This is a genomic window from Paratractidigestivibacter sp., assembly GCF_963660155.1.
Taxonomy (GTDB): Bacteria; Actinomycetota; Coriobacteriia; order Coriobacteriales; family Atopobiaceae; genus Paratractidigestivibacter.
Map to the genome: position 1 here is coordinate 64,958 of NZ_CAVKWG010000017.1, position 21,999 is coordinate 86,956.

The window sequence follows — 21,999 nt, forward strand, 5'->3', positions numbered from 1 at the left end:
AAATGAACAAAGACGCGCTTACGTTCCAGGACATGATCCTTGAGCTCGAGCGGTATTGGGCCGGCCACGGCTGCACGGTCATGCAGCCCTACGACTCCGAGGTCGGCGCCGGCACGTTCCACACCGCCACGACGCTTCGCAGCCTCGGGCCCAACGCCTGGCGCACCTGCTACCCGCAGCCGTGCCGCCGCCCGGCCGACGGCCGCTACGGCGAGAACCCCAACCGCATGCAGCACTACTACCAGTTCCAGGTCATCCTGAAGCCCTGCCCGGTCGATTCACAGGACCTGTACCTGGGCTCGCTCAAGGCCATCGGCCTCGACCCCGCCGAGCACGACGTCCGCTTCGTCGAGGACGACTGGGAAAGCCCGACGCTGGGCGCCTGGGGCCTTGGCTGGGAGGTCTGGATGGACGGCATGGAGGTCACCCAGTACACCTACTTCCAGCAGGTCGGCGGCATCGAGGTCGACCCGGTTCCCGTTGAGATCACCTACGGCCTCGAGCGCATCGCCATGTACGCTCAGGGCGTCGACTCCGTCTACGACCTCATCTGGAGTTACCTGCCCGACGGCACGCCCATGACTTACGGCGATGTCTTCCACGAGAACGAGTTCGAGTTCTCGACCTACAACTTCGAGGTCGCCGACGTCGACATGATGCGCCGCAAGTTCGATGAGTACGAGGCCGAGTGCCACTCGTGCCTTGACCACAAGCTGCCGCTTCCCGCCTACGACTGCGTCATGAAATGCAGCCACGCGTTCAACATCCTCGACGCCCGCGGCGCCATCTCGGCCACCGAGCGCGCCAACTACATCCTGCGCGTGCGCGCCGTCGCCAAGGCGTGTTGCGAGAGCTATCTCGCCGAGGTCGCCGGCAAGAAGGACACGTATTCAACGAAGGGCGAGGTGGCCTAAATGGCAGATACCTTGGATTTCCTGCTCGAGATCGGCGTCGAGGAGATGCCTTCGGCTCCGCTCATCAACGCTTCCAAGCAGCTCCCTAAGCTCGTCGAGTCCCGCCTCGACGCGGCTGGGCTTTCCCATGGCGCCGTCCGCGTCGTGAGCTCGCCTCGCCGCCTCGCCGCCATCGTGGAGAGTGTCGCCTGCGAGACCGAGGCCATCCATGAGTCGTTGCGCGGCCCCAAAGCCCAGATTGCCTTCGACGCCGACGGCAACCCCACCAAGGCGGCCCAGGGCTTCGCCCGTAAGTGCGGCATCGACGCCTCCGAGCTCAGTCGTGCCGTGGCCGATGACGGCAACGAGTACGTCTTCGCCGAGAAGAACGTGCCTTCCGCGCCCGCGATGCCGATCCTGTCGACTCTCGGCCACGACGTCATCGCGGCCATCGAGTGGCCGAACTACCGCTCCCAGCGCTGGGGTTCCGAGCACGAGACCTTCGTTCGCCCGATCCGCTGGATCTGCGCGCTTCTTGGCTCCGAGGTCGTGCCCATGAGCTACGCCGGCGTGACCAGCGCAAACGTCACTTTCGGCCACCGTGTGCTGGCTCCCGGCGCACGCGTGGTCGCAGACCCCGCCGCCTACGAGGGCGTCCTCGAGGCCGCCTACGTGCTCTCCGCTGAGCGCCGCGAGGCCGTCATCCGCGAGAGCATCTCCAAGATCGAGTCCGAGCGGCCGGGCTCCTCGGTCGACACGCCGAAGCGCATCTTCGACGAGGTCGTGAACCTTTGCGAGTGGCCGACGGTCCTCGTCGGCAAGTTCGACGAGGAGTACCTCAAGGTCCCGCAGGAGATCATCTGCGAGTCCATGCTCTCCAACCAGCGCTATTTCCCGATCTTCGACGCCGAGGGTAAGCTCACCCGCGAGTTCGTCATCGTCTCCAACGCCGATCCCAAGGTTTCAGCAACCGTCGTCTCCGGCAACGAGCGCGTCGTGCGCCCGCGCCTCGACGACGCGAAGTTCTTCTTCGAGGAGGATTTGAAGCACCCCATGGAGGACTTCGTCCAGCGTCTCGGCATCGTCACCTTCCAGGAGAAGCTCGGCACCACGCTTCAGAAGGTCGAGCGCATGGAGAAGATCGCCGGCGCCGTGGCCTCCGCGGCGGGGGAGAATGAGCAGGGCGTCGCCGACGCCGTCCGCGCCGCGCACCTCGCCAAGGCGGACCTCGTGTCCCAGGCCGTCGTCGAGTTCACTAACCAGCAGGGCGTCATGGGCGGCTACTACGCCGAGGCCGCCGGCGAGAACGCCGAGGTCGCGTGCGCCATCCGCGAGCACTACCGCCCGCGTTTCGCCGGCGACGAGCTTCCCAGCAACACCTGCGGCAAGTGCGTGGCTATCGCCGACAAGCTCGACACCTGCTGCGGCATCTTTGCCATCGACGAGCCGCCCACCGGCTCCTCAGACCCGTTTGCCATCCGCCGCTCGGCCATCGGCATCATCCAGATGCTGCGCACCATGCCGAGCGTGCACCTGGCCGAGCTCGTCGACCTTGCTCTCGCGTTCTATAAGGAACAGGGCCTCGAGTTCGACGCTGAGGCCGTTTCCAGGAAGGTGTGTCAGTTCTTCGCCGGTCGCCTCAAGTCCATTGCCAAGGACGAGGGCATCCACCTGGACTCCATCGAGGCCGTCTCGGCCGTCGGCGTCATCGACCCCGCCGAGTTCATCGCCCGCGCGCGTGCCCTCGACACGGCGCGCGCCGAGCAACCCGAGGTGTTCGACGACCTCGCCGCCGCGTTCACCCGTGCCCACAACCTCGCCGACGCCTCTCTTGGCACCGAGGTCGACGAGTCCAAGCTCGGCAACGCGGAGCGTGCCTTGCTCAGCGCCTGTGTAGAAGGTGAGGAGAAAGTCTCCTCGGCGCTTGCCGACTCTGATTTCGAGGCCGCTTGCGGCGCTCTCGCGGCCCTTAAAGAGCCCATCGACCGATTCTTCGACGATGTGCTGGTCATGGACGAGCATATTGATGTAAGGGAGAACAGGCTCCGTCTGCTCAACCGCTTCGCCGGCGTCTTCGCGGGCGTGGCGGACATCAGCGCCCTTTCTCGTAAGAAGTAATGTCCGCTCTTCGGCGGCCTTTCCGGCGCCGCCCCCGCGAAAAGCGGGGAAACCATTTGGGGGTAACAGATGGCCAAGCTCGACATCGACGACGATCTCTTCGGTGAGAGCGTTCCTATGATCTACGTCCTGTCGGACGCGCGCGGCGAGACCGCCAACACGGTCGTCATGGCGGCTGCCGCCCAGTTCGGGCCCGAATCCGTCGAGATCGCTCGCCTCTCGAACGTGAACGATGTCGACACCGTTCGCGCTTATTTCGACGACAACTACGATTCCGAGCGCCCGACGGCCGTGTTCCACACCTTCGCTAACGGCACGCTTCGTCGCGAGATCCGCCGCGAGCTCGATCGCAGGGGCATTCCCTCGATCGATCTTCTGGGCCCCGCCGTCACGGTTCTGTCCACTCTCACGGGCGAGGAGCCGACCCACGCGATCGGCGCCACCTACGGCAACTAGCCAAGAAAACGCCCCGTCAGCGAAAAGCCGGCGGGGCGTTCAGTTGCACCCAAGATTTAAAAAACAAAAATCGTTTCTATCGTACAACGAATCCGGCTTTCGCGCTCGCGGGGGCCGAATTCGCTTATTTTTCGCCCCGTTCACCCGCCACACGCTACCAGTTATCAAATGAGTCGCAGCGTAGCGGCCTCATGTTGCTAGAATTCTCTAGTCATGTGAGAGCTATACCTCTCGCGTGACCGTTCGTAGTAAGTGCGTCCGGCTCCAACCGGACGTCAAGCACTCAAGAAGCAAGGGGTAAACATGGCTGAAAAGCACGTGTACCGCTTCGGCGCCGGTATCGACGGCGTCAATGCGACCGAGCCCGCCGGCGAGACCGTCGACGAGGCCAAGTGGATCGTCGGCGGCAAGGGCGCTAACCTCGCCGAGATGGCCAAGATCGGCCTTCCTGTCCCTCCGGGATTCTCCATTACCTGCCAGACCTGCGTCGCGTACGCCAACGCCGGCAACAAGTGGGCCGACGGTGTCCTCGACGAGATTGACGCTGCCCGCGAGAACCTCGAGCAGCGCATGGGCAAGAAGCTCGGCGACGCCGAGGACCCGCTGCTGGTCTCCGTCCGCTCCGGCGCTCCCTTCTCCATGCCGGGCATGATGGACACCGTCCTTAACCTCGGCCTCAACGACATCTCGGTCCAGGGCCTCATCAAGCAGACCGAGAACGAGCGCTTCGCCTATGACTCTTATCGTCGTTTTATCCAGATGTTCTCCAACGTCGTAATGGGCGTCGACGGTGACCTCTTCGAGGATGCTATCAACGCCAAGAAGGCCGAGAAGGGTGTCAAGCTCGACACCGAGCTCGATGCCGCAGACCTCAAGGACCTCGTCGAGACCTTCAAGCAGATTTTCGCCGTCAACGTCGACTCCCAGGCTCACCCCGAGGTCGCTCCCGACGGTCGTGCCGCTTTCCCGCAGGACCCGCTGCTCCAGCTCCGCTTGGCCATCGAGGCCGTCTTCGGTTCCTGGATGAACGAGCGCGCCATCATCTACCGCAAGCAGAACAAGATCTCCGACGACCTCGGCACCGCCGTCAACGTCCAGGTCATGGTCTTCGGCAACAAGGGCGATACCTCCGCTACCGGCGTCGCCTTCACCCGCAACCCCGCCGATGGCACCAAGGAGTTCTACGGCGACTTCCTGGTCAACGCCCAGGGCGAGGACGTCGTGGCCGGCATCCGCAACACCGAGCCGATCGCCGACCTCAAGACCATCCCGGGTCTCGAGGAGGCCGGCCAGCAGCTCGACGACATCTTTGTCAAGCTCGAGGAGCACTACCACGACATGATGGACATCGAGTTCACCATCGAGCAGGGTAAGCTCTGGATGCTGCAGACCCGCGTCGGCAAGCGTACCGCCATGGCCGCGCTCGCCATCGCCATGCAGTTCGAGTCCGAGGGTGCCATCACCAAGGAGGAGGCCGTCATGCGCGTGGCCCCCGAGCAGCTCGACCAGCTCCTCCACCCGCAGTTCGACCCCAAGGCCGACTTCAAGGTCCTCACCAAGGGCATGAACGCTTCCCCCGGCGCCGCCGTGGGCCAGGTCGTCTTTTCCGCTGAGGACGCCGTCCACTGCGCCAACAAGGATCAGCCCTGCATCCTTGTCCGCTGGGAGACCAACCCTGACGACCTCAAGGGCATGGTTGCTGCCGAGGGCATCCTGACCTCCCACGGTGGCAAGACGTCCCACGCGGCCGTCATCGCTCGTGGCATGGGCGCCCCCTGCGTCTGCGGCGCTGAGGCCCTGAAGATTGACGCCAAGGCCAAGGAGGTCGTCGTCTCCGGCACCGACGTCGTGCTCCACGAGGGCGACATCATCTCCATCAACGGCACCACCGGCGACGTCATCCTGGGCGCCGTGCCCCTGACCCGCCCCGAGCTCACTGGCGACCTCGAGACCATCCTCACCTGGGCCGACGAGATTCGCTCCGACGCTTCCCGCGGCCGCAACGTCGGCGTTCGCGCCAACGCCGACAACCCCGAGGACGCCAAGCTCTCCCGTGGCTTCGGCGCTGAGGGCATCGGCCTGTGCCGCACCGAGCACATGTTCCTGGGCGACCGCAAGGAGATTATCCAGTCCTTCATCCTCGCTGAGCGCACCGGCGCCAAGCAGCAGGCCCTCGGCCAGCTCCTCAAGGTGCAGACCGACGATTTCCTGGGTATGTTCGAGGAGATGGACGGCAAGACCGTCATCGTTCGCCTGCTCGATCCGCCCCTGCACGAGTTCCTGGATAACCCCCGCGAGTACGCCGTCGAGCTTGCCCACGCCGAGCACCGCGGTGAGTCCGATATCCAGCTCCAGGCCCGTCGCGAACTGCTCACCCGCTTGGATTCCTTCCAGGAGGCCAACCCGATGCTCGGTCTGCGCGGCTGCCGTCTCGGCATCGTGTACCCCGAGCTGACCGAGATGCAGGTGCGCGCCATCGCTTCCGCCTATGCGCACCTCAAGAAGCGCGGTCTTAACCCCAAGCCCGAGATCATGGTCCCGCTCGTCTCTACCGTCGAGGAGCTCAAGGTCGTCCGTGAGCAGATCGAGAAGGTCATCGCCGCTGTCTCCGAGCAGACCGGCGTCGACATCACCATCCCCATCGGCTGCATGATCGAGATTCCGCGCGCCGCTGTAACCGCCGACGAGATCGGCGAGTACGCCGACTTCTTCTCCTTCGGCACCAACGACCTCACGCAGATGGGCTTCGGCTTCTCCCGCGACGACGTCGAGAGCACCTTCATCCCGCAGTACCTTTCCAAGAAGATCCTCAAGACCAACCCGTTCGAGACGCTCGATGCCGGCGTTGCCAAGCTCGTCAAGATGGGCGTTGAGGGCGGCCACCAGGCCAACGACAAGATCGTCTGCGGCGTCTGCGGCGAGACCGGCGGCGACCCGGACTCCATCCAGATGTACTACGACCTCGGCCTCGATTACGTGTCCTGCTCGCCGTACCGCGTGCCCATCGCCCGCCTTGCGGCTGCCCAGGCCAAGATCAAGTCCAACGGCGGCGCCCAGAAGCTCGCCTAAGGACGCACTCGCTCACATAGCGTTTGTGTAGGGGAGAGGGGCCTTCGGGTCCCTCTCCTTTGTTGTGTGCCACACTCGTTGGGAAGACGGGCCGCGTGCCCGCTGTCGTTTCTTTTGAAAGGTTGCCTATGGCGCGTCGCGCATCTGTTGGCGGGGTTCTGCTCGTCGTCTTCTCGCTGGCCTTCGTCGCCGTGTGCGGTGGGGTGTTCTACCTCGTCTTTACTGGTCAGATGCCGGGTATGCGGCAATCTAGCGGCGGTTCTTCTACAGCCGAGCAGGCCCAGGTCGCCTCGCAGACGGAGGTTGAGCCGAAGGACTTCTCGTTGTACACGTGGGAAGAGCTCGGGCGCATCGCGACGATGATCGAATCCGCGGGAACGCAAGAAACGGGCCTCGCTGTGGCGCAGGAGTACGGCATCGTCTCCTTTGACGGATCGCTTGCCGATTGCGCGCACCAGGTCGTGCTCGCCGACGGCAGCGCGGCGCTCTGCCGCGTCGTGGGAGTTCTTGCCGACGACCTTGCCGACGGGTCGGGCAAGGCCGGCCTCACCTTTATGGTCTCGGGCCTCGGTAGCGCGCCGATGAACTCGACGGCCACGTGCGACGGCGGCTGGGAAGGCTCCGAGCTCCGCGGTTGGCTCAACTCGGATGGATCGTCGCTTCTTCCCGATGACCTTCGCGCGGCCATAAAGTCGGTCTCGAAACTCTCGAACAACACGGGCATCACGAGCGACACGGCATCGGTCACGTCCACCTCCGATGGCCTTTGGCTTTTCAGCGCCTCAGAGATTTATGGTTCCATCACCTGGTACGAGCAGGAATATGGCGACGGCGTCATCTACAACACGGACTACACCGATTTCGCGCCGTACACGCAGATGATCAACTCGGAGGGCTCGCAGTACCTCTACTTCAGCCAGAACGACGTGGCGGACCGCTCGGAATACGCGGCCGTCGCGGGCGCGCTCGGCAAGCTCACCTCGAATTTCTGGCTCCGGACGGCCTATCCTTTGAGCATAACAGGCTCAGACGACGGCCAGTTCTACCAGGTCATGGCCTCCGGCTACCCGTCGACCGTTGCCGTCGCAACGCAACAAAACAAGATTCTCGCAGGATTTTGCCTTTAGTTGTGAATTTTCTTGATAAGCGGAGCCGCGTCGTTTAAACTTTGGCCTCGTGTGTAAGCCTATGTGCCGTTCGCAAGGGCGTCGGCACCTCTAGAGACAAGGAACAACAATGGATTACATTCGCGCCATCGAGCGTCAGCAGATTCGTGAGGACATCCCCACGGTCAAGGTTGGCGACAACGTCAAGGTCTACTATAAGATCATCGAGGGCGAGCGCCGTCGTGAGCAGGTCTTCCAGGGCGACGTCATCCGCATGAGCGGTTCCGGTGCCCGCGAGACCTTCACCGTACGCAAGGTCTCCTTCGGCTGCGGCGTCGAGCGCACCTTCCCGCTCCACAGCCCCAAGATCGCCAAGCTCGAGGTCGTCCGCCACGGCAAGGTCCGTCGCGCCAAGCTTTATTACCTTCGCGATCGCGTGGGCAAGGCTGCTCGTATCCCCGAGAAGCGCTAAGAGCAACACATTCACTCGCAACTGGGCCGTCCCTCGGGACGGCCCTATTTTTAGGGAGAGGGCATGGCCGGTACACGCTCAGGCTTATCGTCGGCGAAAAAGATCGCCGCGCTGCTTTCGGACGCCCCTGATGACGAGGCCCGCGAGATGATCGCGCGCTATGCGGACGACCCGCGCAAGCAGGTGCAGAAGGCGGTCGCCTCCGCCGCTAAGCGGCTCGAGAAGGCCGAGGCGGAGCGCGACCGCGTGCAGGGGATGTACGACCTGCAGCGCGAGCTGGGCGGCGAGGGCATAGTGCTCGGCGTCGACGAGGTCGGCCGCGGCTCGATCGCGGGACCGCTCACCGTGTGCGCCGTGGCCCTGCCCTATGACCCAATGATTCTCGGCATCAACGATTCCAAGCAGCTCGCGCCCGCTAAGCGAGAGGTGCTCGCCGCCCAGATCGCCGACGTGGCGCTCGCTATCGGCACCTGCCACATCGAGCCAGCATCGATCGATGCCGTCGGTATGGCCCAGGCGCTGCGCATGGCCATGAAAGGGGCTATTCATGACGCGGGCGTGGAGCCCGACTGCGTATTGATAGACGGCAACCCCATGCACCTGCACCCCAAGGAGAAGACGCTGGTGAAGGGCGATGCGCGCATCGCCGCCATCGCCGCGGCGTCCATCGTCGCCAAGGTGACGAGGGACCATATCATGGTCGATTACGACGATGAGTATCCCGAGTATCACCTCGCGGAGTGCAAGGGCTATGCGTCCGCCGACCACATCGCCGCCATCAAGGCCCATGGGCTCACGCCGATCCACCGTTTCTCGTTCTGTGGCAATTTCTTGGAGACTCCGGCGCTTTTCTAATCTTCCCGGTTTCGACCTGAATCTGTTTTCAACATGCTCTCGGTCGGCCCGTGTTGGCGATTGTTGAAAACTTTTCTTTGAACCGCTCGTGAGCGGTAAGAATTCTGCAAGATAGCTGCAAGAGTTCGGTAAGACTGCGGTTAGACGCGTCTGCCATGCTCGCTTCCCACGTTTACCGCCAGGGAAGGAGCGACCCATGTGCACCGAATACGAATACGTCTCGACCGTTGAGTTCGAGGAGTCCTATGACGCGCCCGCTGAGGGGCTCGGCGTCTCGAGGTCTTTCTATTTGCTGCCCGCCGAGACGTACAAGTCGCCGAGGCCCGTGAACGAGCTGACGCGCCGCGAGATCGGTCAGCTCGGTGAGGACTTCGCCGTTGCCTTTCTCAAGGAGCGCGGCTACGAGATCCGCGAGCGTAATTGGCGCTGCAGGAGGGGAGAGGCCGACATCGTCGCCGAGAACCCCGAGGGCACCCTCACGTTCGTCGAGGTGAAGACCAGGCGCCACGGCACCACCTTCACCGATTGCGCTCCCGAGGAGGCGGTCACCCAAGCGAAGCAGGACAAGTACGCCCTGCTCGCCGACGTGTATCTCTCAGAGCACCATCTGAGCATGCCGGTGGCCGTGGACGTCGTGTCGATAATCCTCGACGACGACGGCCAGACACGGCTGCGCCTCATGACCGGCTCGATCTTCGTCGACCGCTGATGGGTACCTCGGTAGCGGTCCGCTCCGCGTTCATCCACGGCATCGAGGCCATGCCCGTTTCGGTCGAGGTCGGCACCACCGGCGGCGTCCCCGGGTTCATCTTTGTGGGCAACCCCGACAAACAGATCATGGAGGCCGGGTCGCGCGTGCGGTGTGCCCTCGGGGAGTGCGGCTTCGAGATACCGCAGGTGCGCTTTACCATCAACCTCTCGCCCGGGGAGGCGAGAAAGACGGGCACGACGTTCGATTTACCCATCGCGGTCGGCGTGCTCATCGCCTCCAGGCAGATCCCGGCCTCCGTTGCCGACCATGCGGTCTTTGTGGGGGAGCTCAACTTGAACGGGACCGTCGTACCGTCGAGGGGCTCTGCGGCCTTCGCCCTTCTCGCAGCGGAGCAGGGGCTCGACCTTGTCACCTCAGCCTCGACCTCGGCCCCGGGCCCCTACGCGGCAAATACCTTGGGGCTCGAGTCGATCTCGCAGCTCAAGGCCGGCCTGTCCTGCCTGCGGCCGCTCAGCGCGACCGCGCCCGACACCGAGGCGTCCTCGCCGCCCGACGATCTCGATTACGCCGATGTCATCGACCAGGAGATTCCTAAGCGGGCCATGGTCATCGCTGCGGCCGGCCGCCACGGCATGCTGATGGTCGGGCCTCCCGGCTCGGGCAAATCAATGCTGGCCAAGCGCCTGCCGACGATCCTTCCGCCGCTCACGCCGGAGGAGCAGGCCGAGGCGCTGCTGGTCCATTCGGTCGCTGGGCGGCCCACGGACACCATCGCGGCGGGGCTCCCGCCCTTCAGGGACCCTCACCACACCATCTCGATCGCGGGCCTCGTCGGCGGCGGCTCACCTGTGCAGCCAGGCGAGCTCTCCTTGGCCGACAAGGGTGTGCTCTTTCTCGATGAGCTGCCGGAGTTCGCCAAGAACGTGCTGCAGTCCATGCGCCAGCCCATAGAGGACCATTTCGTGCGCCTCGTCCGCTCGAGCGGCGTCTACACCTTTCCCTGCGACTTCCAGCTCGTGGCGGCAGCGAACCCGTGCCCCTGCGGCCATCTGGGCGACCCCGGCCACGAGTGCACCTGCAATCCAGCCGCCGTCACGCGCTACCAGGGAAAAATCGGCGGGCCGCTCATGGACCGCATCGACGTCGTGTGCGACGTGGCCCGCCCGAGCGAGAAAAGCGTGATCCGCGGGGGCAAGGGCATGGGGTCGCAGGAGATGCGCGAGCTCGTGATAAACGCGCGAGAGTTCAGATCTTGGCGCGAGGCTCGCGAGGACGGACCGGCGGGGCCGGGAGGGGCGAGGCTCAACGACGACGCGCAGAGGATGTTCGAGAGCTACGCGGAGCGTCTGCGGCTCGGGGGCCGCGCGATCGTGAGGGTCGCCCGGGTGTCGAGGACCATAGCCGACCTCGCTGAACATGAGCTCGTGCAGCAAGACGACGTCATCGAGGCACTCGGTTTCCGGTCGCGCTCGAAGCTTTAGGAGGTTCTCATGGCAATCGACGAGAAGTGCTGGGAGCTCAGGCTCGGCGAGGACGGCTACCCCTCGCGCCTTATGGACCTGGCAAACCCGCCGCAGGTCATCTACGGGCGTGGCGACCCTGGGCGCCTCGAGGGCATCTACCTCGGCGTCGTCGGCGCGAGAAGGGCGACGCCCTATGGGCTCGCCATAGCCTCGATGGCGGGCCGCGTCGCCGCCGAGGGAGGGGTCGGCGTCGTCTCGGGAGGGGCCATGGGCTGTGACGCGGAGTCGCAGCGCGCGGCACTTAACGGCGGAGCGCCGACCATCGTTGTCTCGGGCGTCGGCGCCGACTGCGTCTACCCCGATACCTCGCGCGATGTCTTCGAGCGGGCCGTGGCCGAGGGCGGCGCCGTCATATCGGCGGAAAAGTGGGGTTCGCCCCCGAGGCGCTGGGCCTTTCCGAAGAGAAACGCGCTCATCGCCGCGCTCTGCCGCGCCCTCGTGGTCACCGAGGCCGGTTATCGCTCGGGTACCTTGAGCACGGCCGACGCCGCCATCGAGCTCGAGCGCCCGGTCTACGCCATCCCGGGCTCCATCTTCTCGGCGAACTCCCGCGGCACGAACATGCTCATCTCGGAAGGGGCGCAGATCATCCACGACGAGGAGGCGCTTTCGACGGCGCTCGCCCTCGACCTCGGGTTCCTCGTCATGCAGACTAAACCGAAGGCCGAGGCCGACCCCGTCATGGTCGCCCTGCTGGGCTCTGCGCTCAGGCCCGAGGAGCTTGCGCAGGCCATGGGCCAAAAAGTCCTTGAGACCATGCGCCTTCTGGCCGATTACGAAGCGAGAAACCTCGTGGAGCGGCAGCCCGACGGAAAGTACTCGCCCACGAAGGCCTACTACTTGGGTAACAATATGGGGCATTGAACACGCGGCGCCGCCGGGGCGCGGGAAGGATCAGCCTCATGCAGAACACGGTCACGGTCGTCGGCGCGGGCCTCGCGGGCTCCGAGTGCGCCCTGCAGCTCGCGAAGAGGGGAGTGCACGTGCGTCTCTTCGAGCAGCGCCCTAAGTCCACCTCGCCCGCCCACCACACCGACCGCTTCGCCGAGCTCGTCTGCTCCAACTCGCTGAAGTCGACCAAGGCGGACTCCGCTGCCGGCATCCTCAAGGCGGAGCTCGCTCGCATGGGGTCGTTCCTTCTCGGCTTCGCGCGGGAGGCGGCCGTGCCCGCGGGCGGAGCGCTGGCCGTCGACCGCGACCGCTTCTCGGTGCTCGTCACCGAGGCTATTCTCGGCAACCCCCTCATCGAGGTGGCACGGCAGGAGGTGAGCGAGATCCCCGCCGGCCCTTGCGTCATAGCCGCTGGGCCGCTTTGTGCCGACGCGCTCTTCACCGCCGTTGAGGCCGCTGTGGGCAAGAGCCACATGTCCTTCTTCGACGCCGCGGCCCCAATCGTATCGGCCGAGAGCATCGACCGGGACATCGCCTTCTCGCAGTCGCGCTATGAGGAGGGCGTGGGCGACTACCTCAACTGCCCCATGGACAAAGAGGAGTACGAGGCCTTCATCGACGCCCTTCTGGGGGCCGAACGCGTCATCGCGCGCGACTTCGAGCAAAAGGACCTCTTTTGCGCCTGCCAGCCGGTCGAGGAGGTCGCCCGCACGGGCCGCGACGCCATCCGCTTCGGCGCCCTCAAGCCCGTGGGCCTCACCGACCCGCGCACGGGCCGCCGCCCCTGGGCGGCCGTGCAGCTTCGAGCCGAGAACGAGAGCGCCCAGGCGTTCAATCTCGTCGGTTTCCAGACGAACCTCACCTGGCCCGAGCAGCGCCGCGTCTTCCGCATGATCCCAGGCCTTGAGGACGCCGAGTTCCTGCGCTACGGCGTCATGCACCGCAACTCCTTCGTCGACTCCCCGCATGTGCTCGACCGCACCTTCAGGATTCCCGGCACCGAGGCGCGCCTCGCGGGCCAGATCTGCGGAACCGAGGGATACGTGGAGGCCATCGCCTCGGGCCTTCTCGCCGCGCTGAACACCTACGCCGAGCTCATCGGGGCACCGGTGGTGTCGCTGCCGGTTACGGGCAGCCTGGGCTCGCTCGCAGACTACGCGACCGACCCCGCCACCAAGGATTACCAGCCCATGCACGTCAACTTCGGCATCTACCCGCCGCTCGAGCAGCATGTGCGCGACAAGGCCAAGCGACGCCAGGTCTACGCCGACCGAGCCGCGGCGGACCTCGACGCCTACCTGGCCGGACGTTCGGACCTGGGCCTCGCGTGAGCGCCTTCGACGAGTGCGTCGACGCCTTCGCGGGGCAGCTCGCCGATGTGAGGGGCCTTTCGGCCAACACCGAGCGCGGCTATGGGACGGACCTTCGCTCCTACGCCCGCTGGTGCGAGGCGCAGAACGTGGATCCATTCCGCGTGACCCATAAGGAGCTCCGCGGCTACCTCGCCCATCTCTCTTGCGAGCGCTACGCCACGGCGACCATTAACCGGCATCTCTCGGCCATCCGGGGCCTCTACAGCTGGATGGTCGCCCACGGCTACGAGGCGAGCCCGGCCGCGGCCGCCGTCGCGAGCCCGAAGAACGCCCGCCGCCTGCCCAAGACCATGAGCGACGACGATGCCGAGCGCCTGCTCGCCGCCTGTGACGGCCCGGGCCCAAAAGATCTGCGCGACCACGCCTTCCTCGAGCTCCTTTATGCGAGCGGGGCGCGAATCTCGGAGATCTCGGCCCTCGACGTGGGCTCGGTCGATTTCAGCGCGGCCCAGCTCAGGCTTTTCGGCAAGGGGAGCAAGGAGAGGATCGTACCCGTCTATGAATCGGCCCTCGATTGGGTGTCTCGCTACCTCGAGGAGGCTCGCCCGGGGTTTCTCGCCTGTGCCAAGAAGAACGCTGCCGACTCGGCGCGGGCGCTCTTCCTCTCGGCGCGCGGCAACCGGATGTCGGCCGACGCGCTTCGGCGCGTCTTCGAGTCGCGAGTGTCCATGGCGGGTCTCGACTCGGCCCTCACGCCCCATGCCATGCGCCACACCTTCGCAACCGAGCTCCTCTCGGGCGGCGCCGACCTCCGGAGCGTCCAGGAGCTTCTCGGGCACGAGAGCCTCTCGACCACCCAGATCTACACGCACCTGTCGGTCGAGCGCCTCAAAGAGGCCGCTCGCGCGTCCCATCCCCGCGCCTGATATGGCGAGGCTGTGGGCATAAATTGGCCCTGTACAAGAGATTTGTGCCTGCTATACTAAATTGCTGTTGTGCACAAGCACGGCATGCCGGCGACCGCCGGCACCATCACACACGCGCGACGACCCGCCTGCCGTGGTGCCCGAAGGCTCAATAAGCCAGGCCTCGGGTGGCAGTTACCGGGGATGACCTCGCGCGGAGGACCAACCACAGGAGGTTACAAAATGGCTAAAATCACTATCCAGACCCTGCTCGATGCCGGCTGCCACTACGGCCACCAGACCCGCCGCTGGAACCCCAAGATGAAGTCCTACATCTTCGGCGAGCGCAACGGCATCTACATCCTCGACCTCAAGCAGACCATGTACGGCGCCGATAAGGCCTACTCCTTCCTCAAGGATGTCGCCTCCAAGGGCGGCAAGGTCCTCTTCGTCGGCACCAAGAAGCAGGCCCAGGAGCCCGTCTCCCAGCAGGCCGAACGCTGCGGCATGCCCTGGATCAACCAGCGCTGGCTCGGCGGCATGCTCACCAACTTCGTGACCATGCGCTCCCGCATCAACCGCATGGAGGAGCTCGAGGCCATGGTCAACGACGGCCGCATGGCCACCCTCCCCAAGAAGGAGCAGGCCGTCCTCGGCAAGGAGCTCGATAAGCTCCAGAAGAACCTCGGCGGCGTCCGCGACATGACCGCCCTGCCGCAGGCCATCTTCGTCGTCGACTCCAAGCGCGAGGAGATTGCCATCCGCGAGGCCAACCGCCTGCACATCCCCGTCGTCTCCCTGCTCGACACCAACTCCGACCCCGACGTCGTCGATTACGGCATCCCCGCCAACGACGACGCCATCCGCTCCGTCTCCCTCATGTGCGAGCTCATGGCCGACGCCGTCCTCGGCGGCTCCGGCAAAGAGCAGATCACCGCTGAGGAGATGGCCGCTCCCGCCGAGGCTGCCGAGACCGCCGCTGCCGAGTAAGTCCTACGGACACCAGTAATTCAACTTCGACCACAGAGGAGATACCAATGGCTCAGATTACCGCCGCCCTCGTCAAGCAGCTTCGCGAGATGACCGACTCCCCGATGATGGAGTGCAAGAAGGCCCTCGTCCAGGCTGAGGGCGACATCGAGAAGGCTGTCGACGTCCTGCGCACCATGGGCATCGCCAAGGCCGTCAAGCGCGCCGGCCGCGACACCAACGAGGGCACCGTCGCCACTTTCGTCTCCGAGGACGGCAAGACCGGTGCCATCCTCGAGCTTTCCTGCGAGACCGACTTCGTCGGCACCAACCCCAAGTTCACCGGCTTCGCCGCTAAGCTCGCCCAGGTCGTCGCCGAGCAGAACCCCGCCGACGTCGACGCCCTCAAGGCCTGCGAGATGGACGGCTCCACCGTCGACGCCGAGCTCACCGAGATGATCCATGTCATCGGCGAGAACATGAAGGTCATGCGCTTCCAGCGCGTCTCCGTCGAGAACGGCGCCTTGGCCTCCTACATCCACCTCGGCGGCAAGATCGCCGACATCGCCTGCTTCGAGTTCGCCAAGGCCGAGAGCGCCGCTGCCGACGAGTTCAAGACCTTCGCCCACGACGTCGCGATGCAGATCGCCGCTACCGCCCCCGTCGCCGCCTCCCGCGACGATGTGCCGGCCGAGACCGTCGAGCACGAGCTCTCCATCTACAAGGCCCAGGCTGCCGAGTCCGGCAAGCCCGAGGCTATCCAGGAGAAGATGGCCCAGGGCCGTCTGGAGAAGTACTTCAAGGAGTTCGTCCTCTGCGAGCAGGAGTTCGTCAAGGATTCCTCCACGACCATCAACGGCCTCGCCCAGAAGACCTCCAAGGATCTCGGCGACGAGATTAAGGTCAAGTCCTTCGTCCTTTACCGCTTCGGCGAGTAAATCGAGCTCTTAGATCTTTTCGGAGCCGGTCGCATAAAGCGGCCGGCTCCTTTTATGTGCAGGCTCGGCGCCGCTCGGCTGCGCAGGGGTCGCGCCGAGGCCCTCGTCTGCTAGACTCATCAGTTAGCAAAGAAGCGCCCTGCGCGCATGACATTCCGATATGAGTGGAGGAAGTTTTGGCAGACGCTACGTACAAGCGAGTTTTGCTCAAGCTCTCCGGCGAGGCCCTCATGGGCTCCCAGGAATTCGGCATCGACCCCGCGGTCCCCAAGAGGCTCGCTGACGAGATCCGCCCCGTCTTCGAGTCCGGCGTCGAGATAGCCGTCGTCATCGGCGGCGGCAACATCTTCCGCGGCGTCCAGGGGGCTGCAGGCGGCATGGACCGCGCCCAGGGCGATTCCATGGGCATGCTCGCCACCGTGATCAACGCGCTCGCCCTCCAGGACACCTTTGAGCAGGCCGGCATGGACAGCCGCGTGATGTGCGCAATCTCGATGCGCCAGATCGCCGAGCCCTACATCCGCCGCCGCGCCATACGCCACATGGAGAAGGGCCGCATCGTCATCCTGGCCGCGGGCACCGGTAACCCGTTCTTCACCACCGACACCGGCGCCGCGCTGCGCGCCTGCGAGGTCAACGCCCAGATCCTCATGAAGGCGACCAACGTCGACGGCGTCTACGATGCGGACCCCAAGACCAACCCCGATGCCAAGAAGTACGACTCCGTGACCTACGACGAGGTCCTCTCGAAGAACCTTAAGGTCATGGACGCCGCCGCCATCGCGCTGTGCCGCGACAACAATATGCCCGTCATGATCTTCGACATCAATGGCGACGGGAACTTCCAGAACGCTGTCGAGGGCGCCCACGTGGGCACCGTCGTTTACAACAAGGAGGACTAACCTATGAGCCAGCACACCGACTATGCCAAGTCCCACATGGATAAGGCCATCGATGCCCTGAAGACCAACTTCTCCCGCGTCCGCTCCGGACGCGCCAATGCCAATATTCTCGACCCCATCAAGGTCGATTACTATGGCCAGCCTACCCCGATCACCCAGCTCGCCGGCGTGAAGGTCCCCGAGGCCTCCATGCTCGTCATCGAGCCGTGGGACAAGACGTCCTTGAAGGCCATCGAGAAGGCCATCGAGGCCTCCGACCTCGGCATCACCCCGTCCAACGACGGCGTCTCCATCCGCCTGCCCTTCCCGCGCCCGACCGAGGAGCGCCGTAAGGAGCTCGCCAAGGAGTGCTCCAAGCTAGCCGAGGAGGCCCGCGTGGCCATCCGCAACGTGCGCCGCGACGCCAACGGCAAGATCGACCGGGACGAGGAACTCGCCGAGGACGACGCCAGCCGCGAGAAGAAGGCCGTCCAGAAGCTCACCGACAGCTACGTGGCCAAGGTCGAGGACATGCTGAAGACCAAGACCGCCGAGATCATGGAGATCTAGCTTGCGCTACGACGAAGACCTTCTCAAGGAGTACTTCTGCGAGGCTCCCGAGGACATCTCGCTCGACGACGTCGACATGGCCCGTGTGCCGGGCCATGTCTCCATCATCATGGACGGAAACGGCCGCTGGGCCACTGCTCGCGGGCTCGACCGCAGCCAGGGTCACGTGGCGGGCGTCGACTCGCTTCGCGAGGCCGTGACCACGAGCGTCCGCCTCGGCCTCGATGTGCTCTCCGTCTACGCTTTCTCAACCGAGAACTGGAAGCGGCCGCAGAAGGAGGTCAACCTCCTCATGCACCTCTTCGCCACGACGCTTGTCCACGAGCTGCCGCTGTTCCACCAGGAGAACGTGCGGCTTCGCTTCTTCGGCGACCTCACGGCGCTTCCCGACGAGACCCGCGAGGTCTTCCAGAAGGGCCTCGACGAGACCGCCGACCACGACGGCATGACCTTCGCGCTGGCCGTCAACTACGGCTCGCGCGCAGAGATAGCACGGGCGGCACGCGAGCTCGCGGCCGAGGTCGCGGCGGGGGAGCGCGACGCCGACACGATCGACGCCGATGCCGTCGCCGGCCATCTCTACACCCGGGGGCTGCCCGATCCCGACCTGCTCATCCGCACGTCCGGCGAGCTTCGCCTCTCGAACTACCTGCTCTGGCAGCTGGCGTACTCCGAGTTCTACGTGACCCCGACCCTGTGGCCGGACTTCTCGCGCTGGGACATGTTGCGCGCCATCAAGTCCTACCAGTTTCGCGAGCGTCGCTTCGGGGGAGTCAAATAACATGTCTGGCGAGCGCATCGATGAGAAAAATCGGACCCGGAGCGTCGGCTTGGACCGCCAGGTCGATCGTCTCGAGGCTCGCCGCGCCGCCAAGGAGGGCCAGCGGGCCGCAGGAGAACTCCGCGGCCAACGCGCCCGCGGCACCGCGGAGAAGCTCCTGACGCGCACCATGTCTGGCGCCATCTATGCTCTTGTCGTTTTGGCGTGCCTTTTTATCGGTCCCTTCACCACGACGTTGCTCGTCGCCGCCATGGCTTGGCTGTGCTGCTCCGAGTTCTTCCGCATCTGCCGCATGGGCGGGCGCATGCCCAACGAGGTCATGGGTCTCGCCGCGGCAGCTGCGTTTCCAATCGCCGCTTATTTCCAAGGCCCGGCCGGCCTCGCCATCGTCCTGCTCGTCCTGCTCGTCTGCATCGCCTGCTGGTACGTGGCCACCCCGCGCGCGAATATCGCCGACGTCGCCGTGACGGTCTTCGGGCCCGTGTACACGGGCTTCGCGTTCTCGGCGATCCCGCTCATCCGCCTTTCCGACAAGGGCGTCCACGGGGGGCTCCTCACCTTCGGTGTCATGGGCTCGCTTTGGGCAAACGACGCCGTCGCGTATCTCGTGGGCTCGCGCATCGGCGCGCATAAGCTCGCTCCACGCATCAGCCCTAAGAAAAGCTGGGAGGGCTTCTGGGCGGGCCTTATTGGCTCGGCAATCGTGTGGGTGGTCCTGGCGTTCGTTGCCGTGCCCGCCTTAAACCCCCTGCTCGCGGCCTTTGTGGGCGTCGTCGTCGGCATCGTCGGAGTCATCGGCGACCTCTTCGAGTCCCGTATCAAGCGAGGCGCCGGCGTCAAGGACTCGGGCAACCTCATCCCGGGGCACGGCGGCCTTCTCGACCGCTCCGACTCGCTGCTTTTCGGCGCCGTCGCCGCGTACATGATCCTGCACTTCGGAGGAATCCTGTGACAAACCCCATAACTATCTTCGAGGACACCGCGCCGTGCTCGGAACGCCCGCGCCCGGTGCGCGTGGCTGTTCTCGGCTGCTCGGGCTCCATCGGCACCCAGACCCTCGACGTTGCCCGCAGGCACGCCGATAAGGTCCAGGTCACGGCCCTCTCCGTCAACTCCTCGACCGATAAGCTCGTCGCTGCCGCGCGAGAGTTCGGCTGCGCCCACGTCGCCGTAGCGGATGCCGCTCACAGAAACGATGCGTGCCTCGCCGAGCTGCCTTGCGGCTGCGATGCGGGGTTCGGCGCCGAGGCGGTCTCGGCGCTCGCGGCCCTTCCCGACGTCGACATCGTGGTGAACGCCCTTGTCGGTTTCGCCGGTATACACGCCGGCTACGAGGCCCTGCGCGCCGACAAGGTCCTCGCCTATGCCAACAAGGAGTCCATCGTCTGCGGCGGCGACCTTCTCATGCCGATGGCAAAGCCCGGCCGCCTCATCCCTGTCGATTCCGAGCACTCGGCCATCTTCCAGTGCCTGGTGGGAGAGCGTAGCCGCGAGGTCCATTGCATATGGCTCACCTGCTCGGGCGGTCCCTTTTATGGCAAGACGCGCGCTGAGCTCGATGTCGTCACCGCCGCCGACGCGCTCGCGCACCCCACGTGGGACATGGGCGCCAAGATCACCATCGACTCGGCGTCGCTCATGAACAAGGGACTCGAGGTCATCGAGGCCAAGCACCTCTTCCAGGTGCCCGTCGACTCCGTTCGCGTCCTCGTGCAGCGACAGAGCAAGATTCACTCCATGGTCGAGTTCGCCGACGGCGTCGTTAAGGCCCAGCTCGGTGGCTCCGACATGCGCGCGCCCATCCAGTATGCCCTCAGCTATCCCGAGCGCTGGGACGCAAGCGTCGAGCGCGTTGATTGGGGCTCCTGCGCGCCTATCACATTCGGCGAGGCGGACGAGGAGACCTTCGGGTGCCTTCGCCTGGCCAAGGATGCCGGACGAACCGGCGGCACGCTGCCTTGCGCCATGAACGCCGCCAATGAGGTCGCCAACCTTGCCTTCCGCCAAGGTTCGTGTGGTTTCACCGAAATTGAGCGCGTCGTCTCGGCCGTCATGGACCAAACGAGCGTCGAGCGGGTAGAGAACCTCCAACAGCTGCTCGACGTCGACGCCCGCGCCCGCGAGGCCGCTCGTCGCGTCCTTACCGCGGAGGTTTAGCTTGTCTGGCGCGCTCTCGGTCCTCTCGGCCGTCTTCTGGGGCCTCACCGTCCTCTCTTTGCTGGTCTTTATCCACGAGGCCGGCCATTACGCCGCGGCGCGCGCGTTCGGCGTGCGCGTGACCGAGTTCATGCTCGGCCTGCCCTGCCGCTGGCGCCTCTCGCGCAAGAGCCGCAAGGTCGGCACCGAGATCGGCGTGACACCGATCCTGCTCGGCGGCTACAACCGTATCTGCGGTATGGAGCCTTACGAGGAGAAGAACCTCGCGAATGCGCTGGCCTGCGTCCAGAAGCACGGGCGCATCGAGGCGAAGGCCTTGGCCGAGGAGCTCAAGATTTCCGAGGATGAGGCCACGGCCGCCCTGGCCACCCTTTGCGACTGGGCGTCGATTCGCCCGTTCTACAACCCTGACCTCGGCGAGAAGCCCGGGCAGAGCGAGTGGCCCGCGGCTTTCGAGACCCAGGCGCGCGATGCCTGCGGCCTTACTGAGTACGACCGCGGACACGATTTCTCGCGCGAGGGCGCGACCAAGGCCGGCGCGGCCCGCCCACTCGACGGCGACGCGGGCGTGTTCCTGTCGCAGGAACGGGGCCGCACATACCTGGGGACGGGTTTCTTCAAGCGTTTGGTTATGCTCGTCGCAGGGCCCCTTGTGAACATACTCTTCGCATTCGTCGTCGTGGCCGGTGCCTTTATGGTCACAGGCGTCTCGGTCGCGTCGACCGAGCCCGTCGTAGGCGCCGTCACGGAAGGCTCCTATGCCCAGGCCTGCGGCCTTGCGGCCGGCGATCGCATCGAGCGGGTCGGCGATACCGAGGTCGGCTCTTGGTCGACGCTTGTGGCCGCCATGAAACCCTATCTCGAGGGCGGTGTCGATTTCACGATGCTCATCGAGCGCGACGGTTCGGAGGTCGAGGTCAACATCGATCTGAGCGACGGCGAGGCCACAGATGTGCTCGGTATCTCTTCCCAGGTCTCCATCTACCACCCGAACCTCGCCGAGGCTGCGGGACTCACCGTCCGCTACGGCCAGTCCGTCGCCTCTTACGTGATCAAGCTGATCATCCCGCAGGAGACCATGGAGGTCCTCAACCAGTCGACGTCGATCGTGGGCATCTCGGTCATGGCCTCGCAGGCGGCGCAGATCGGTGTCTCGAGCCTCGTGCTTCTCGCCGCCTCGATCTCGATGTCTCTCGGCTTCATGAACCTTTTGCCCATCCCGCCGCTCGACGGCGGAAAGATTCTCATCGAGGTCATCCAGCTCATCATTCGTCGCCAACTCTCGTTCAAGGTCCAAAATGCCATCAGCTACGTGGGCCTCGCGTTTTTCGTCTTTGTGTTCGTCGTCGTGCTCAAAAACGACATTTTCCGCTACGTGATTGGATAGGCC

20 protein-coding genes are annotated in these 21,999 nt (G+C 65.0%); all 20 read left to right on the forward strand.

Annotated elements, in window-relative coordinates; genetic code table 11:
• Window positions 1-2: 2 nt before the first annotated feature.
• A complete protein-coding gene (locus U5709_RS02575) occupies window positions 3-914 on the forward strand; it encodes a glycine--tRNA ligase subunit alpha (RefSeq protein WP_321972694.1) in 912 nt (303 codons plus the stop codon).
• Complete coding sequence (glyS, locus tag U5709_RS02580) at window positions 915-3,011, forward strand: glycine--tRNA ligase subunit beta (RefSeq protein WP_321972695.1); 2,097 nt, start codon at window positions 915-917, stop codon at window positions 3,009-3,011.
• 69 nt (window positions 3,012-3,080) lie between these two features.
• On the forward strand, window positions 3,081-3,467 hold the full coding sequence (locus U5709_RS02585) for a kinase/pyrophosphorylase (protein ID WP_321971416.1): 387 nt from the start codon (window positions 3,081-3,083) through the stop codon (window positions 3,465-3,467).
• A gap of 303 nt (window positions 3,468-3,770) precedes the next feature.
• Window positions 3,771-6,536 (forward strand): pyruvate, phosphate dikinase, encoded by a 2,766-nt coding sequence (ppdK, locus tag U5709_RS02590; RefSeq protein ID WP_321971415.1) that lies wholly within the window; start codon window positions 3,771-3,773, stop codon window positions 6,534-6,536.
• Between the two features lie 128 nt (window positions 6,537-6,664).
• On the forward strand, window positions 6,665-7,663 hold the full coding sequence (locus U5709_RS02595) for a DUF6273 domain-containing protein (protein ID WP_321971414.1): 999 nt from the start codon (window positions 6,665-6,667) through the stop codon (window positions 7,661-7,663).
• Between the two features lie 109 nt (window positions 7,664-7,772).
• On the forward strand, window positions 7,773-8,114 hold the full coding sequence (gene rplS / locus U5709_RS02600) for a 50S ribosomal protein L19 (protein WP_321971413.1): 342 nt from the start codon (window positions 7,773-7,775) through the stop codon (window positions 8,112-8,114).
• Window positions 8,115-8,177: 63 nt separating this feature from the next.
• Window positions 8,178-8,969, forward strand: a complete 792-nt coding sequence (locus U5709_RS02605) for a ribonuclease HII (protein ID WP_321971412.1) — start codon at window positions 8,178-8,180, stop codon at window positions 8,967-8,969.
• Between the two features lie 196 nt (window positions 8,970-9,165).
• On the forward strand, window positions 9,166-9,678 hold the full coding sequence (locus tag U5709_RS02610) for a YraN family protein (RefSeq protein ID WP_321972696.1): 513 nt from the start codon (window positions 9,166-9,168) through the stop codon (window positions 9,676-9,678).
• Window positions 9,678-11,162, forward strand: a complete 1,485-nt coding sequence (locus U5709_RS02615) for a YifB family Mg chelatase-like AAA ATPase (protein WP_321971410.1) — start codon at window positions 9,678-9,680, stop codon at window positions 11,160-11,162. Before U5709_RS02610 ends, U5709_RS02615 begins: the two co-directional genes overlap by 1 nt.
• Window positions 11,163-11,171: 9 nt before the next feature.
• Window positions 11,172-12,068 (forward strand): DNA-processing protein DprA, encoded by an 897-nt coding sequence (locus U5709_RS02620; RefSeq protein WP_321971409.1) that lies wholly within the window; start codon window positions 11,172-11,174, stop codon window positions 12,066-12,068.
• A gap of 38 nt (window positions 12,069-12,106) precedes the next feature.
• Window positions 12,107-13,426 (forward strand): methylenetetrahydrofolate--tRNA-(uracil(54)-C(5))-methyltransferase (FADH(2)-oxidizing) TrmFO, encoded by a 1,320-nt coding sequence (gene trmFO / locus U5709_RS02625; RefSeq protein WP_415860333.1) that lies wholly within the window; start codon window positions 12,107-12,109, stop codon window positions 13,424-13,426.
• Window positions 13,423-14,334 (forward strand): tyrosine recombinase XerC, encoded by a 912-nt coding sequence (locus tag U5709_RS02630; RefSeq protein WP_321971408.1) that lies wholly within the window; start codon window positions 13,423-13,425, stop codon window positions 14,332-14,334. Before trmFO ends, U5709_RS02630 begins: the two co-directional genes overlap by 4 nt.
• A 222-nt stretch (window positions 14,335-14,556) precedes the next feature.
• Window positions 14,557-15,303 carry a 30S ribosomal protein S2 gene (gene rpsB, locus U5709_RS02635; RefSeq protein ID WP_321972697.1) on the forward strand — a complete coding sequence of 249 codons (747 nt, stop codon included), beginning with the start codon at window positions 14,557-14,559 and terminating at the stop codon, window positions 15,301-15,303.
• A 47-nt stretch (window positions 15,304-15,350) separates the two neighbouring features.
• Window positions 15,351-16,220: a translation elongation factor Ts gene (tsf, locus tag U5709_RS02640; protein WP_321972698.1), complete on the forward strand. Its 870-nt coding sequence runs from the start codon at window positions 15,351-15,353 to the stop codon at window positions 16,218-16,220.
• 176 nt (window positions 16,221-16,396) lie between these two features.
• Window positions 16,397-17,122: a UMP kinase gene (gene pyrH, locus U5709_RS02645; RefSeq protein ID WP_321972699.1), complete on the forward strand. Its 726-nt coding sequence runs from the start codon at window positions 16,397-16,399 to the stop codon at window positions 17,120-17,122.
• A 3-nt stretch (window positions 17,123-17,125) separates the two neighbouring features.
• Entirely contained in the window at window positions 17,126-17,671 is a 546-nt protein-coding gene (gene frr, locus U5709_RS02650; RefSeq protein ID WP_321972700.1) for a ribosome recycling factor, read from the forward strand.
• Window position 17,672: 1 nt separating this feature from the next.
• Window positions 17,673-18,452, forward strand: coding sequence for an isoprenyl transferase (locus tag U5709_RS02655; RefSeq protein WP_321972701.1), 780 nt, complete (start codon window positions 17,673-17,675; stop codon window positions 18,450-18,452).
• 49 nt (window positions 18,453-18,501) lie between these two features.
• Window positions 18,502-19,404, forward strand: a complete 903-nt coding sequence (locus U5709_RS02660) for a phosphatidate cytidylyltransferase (RefSeq protein ID WP_321971993.1) — start codon at window positions 18,502-18,504, stop codon at window positions 19,402-19,404.
• Entirely contained in the window at window positions 19,401-20,609 is a 1,209-nt protein-coding gene (gene dxr, locus U5709_RS02665; protein ID WP_415860334.1) for a 1-deoxy-D-xylulose-5-phosphate reductoisomerase, read from the forward strand. Before U5709_RS02660 ends, dxr begins: the two co-directional genes overlap by 4 nt.
• A gap of 1 nt (window position 20,610) precedes the next feature.
• Window positions 20,611-21,996 carry a M50 family metallopeptidase gene (locus tag U5709_RS02670; protein WP_321971994.1) on the forward strand — a complete coding sequence of 462 codons (1,386 nt, stop codon included), beginning with the start codon at window positions 20,611-20,613 and terminating at the stop codon, window positions 21,994-21,996.
• Window positions 21,997-21,999: the final 3 nt, after the last annotated feature.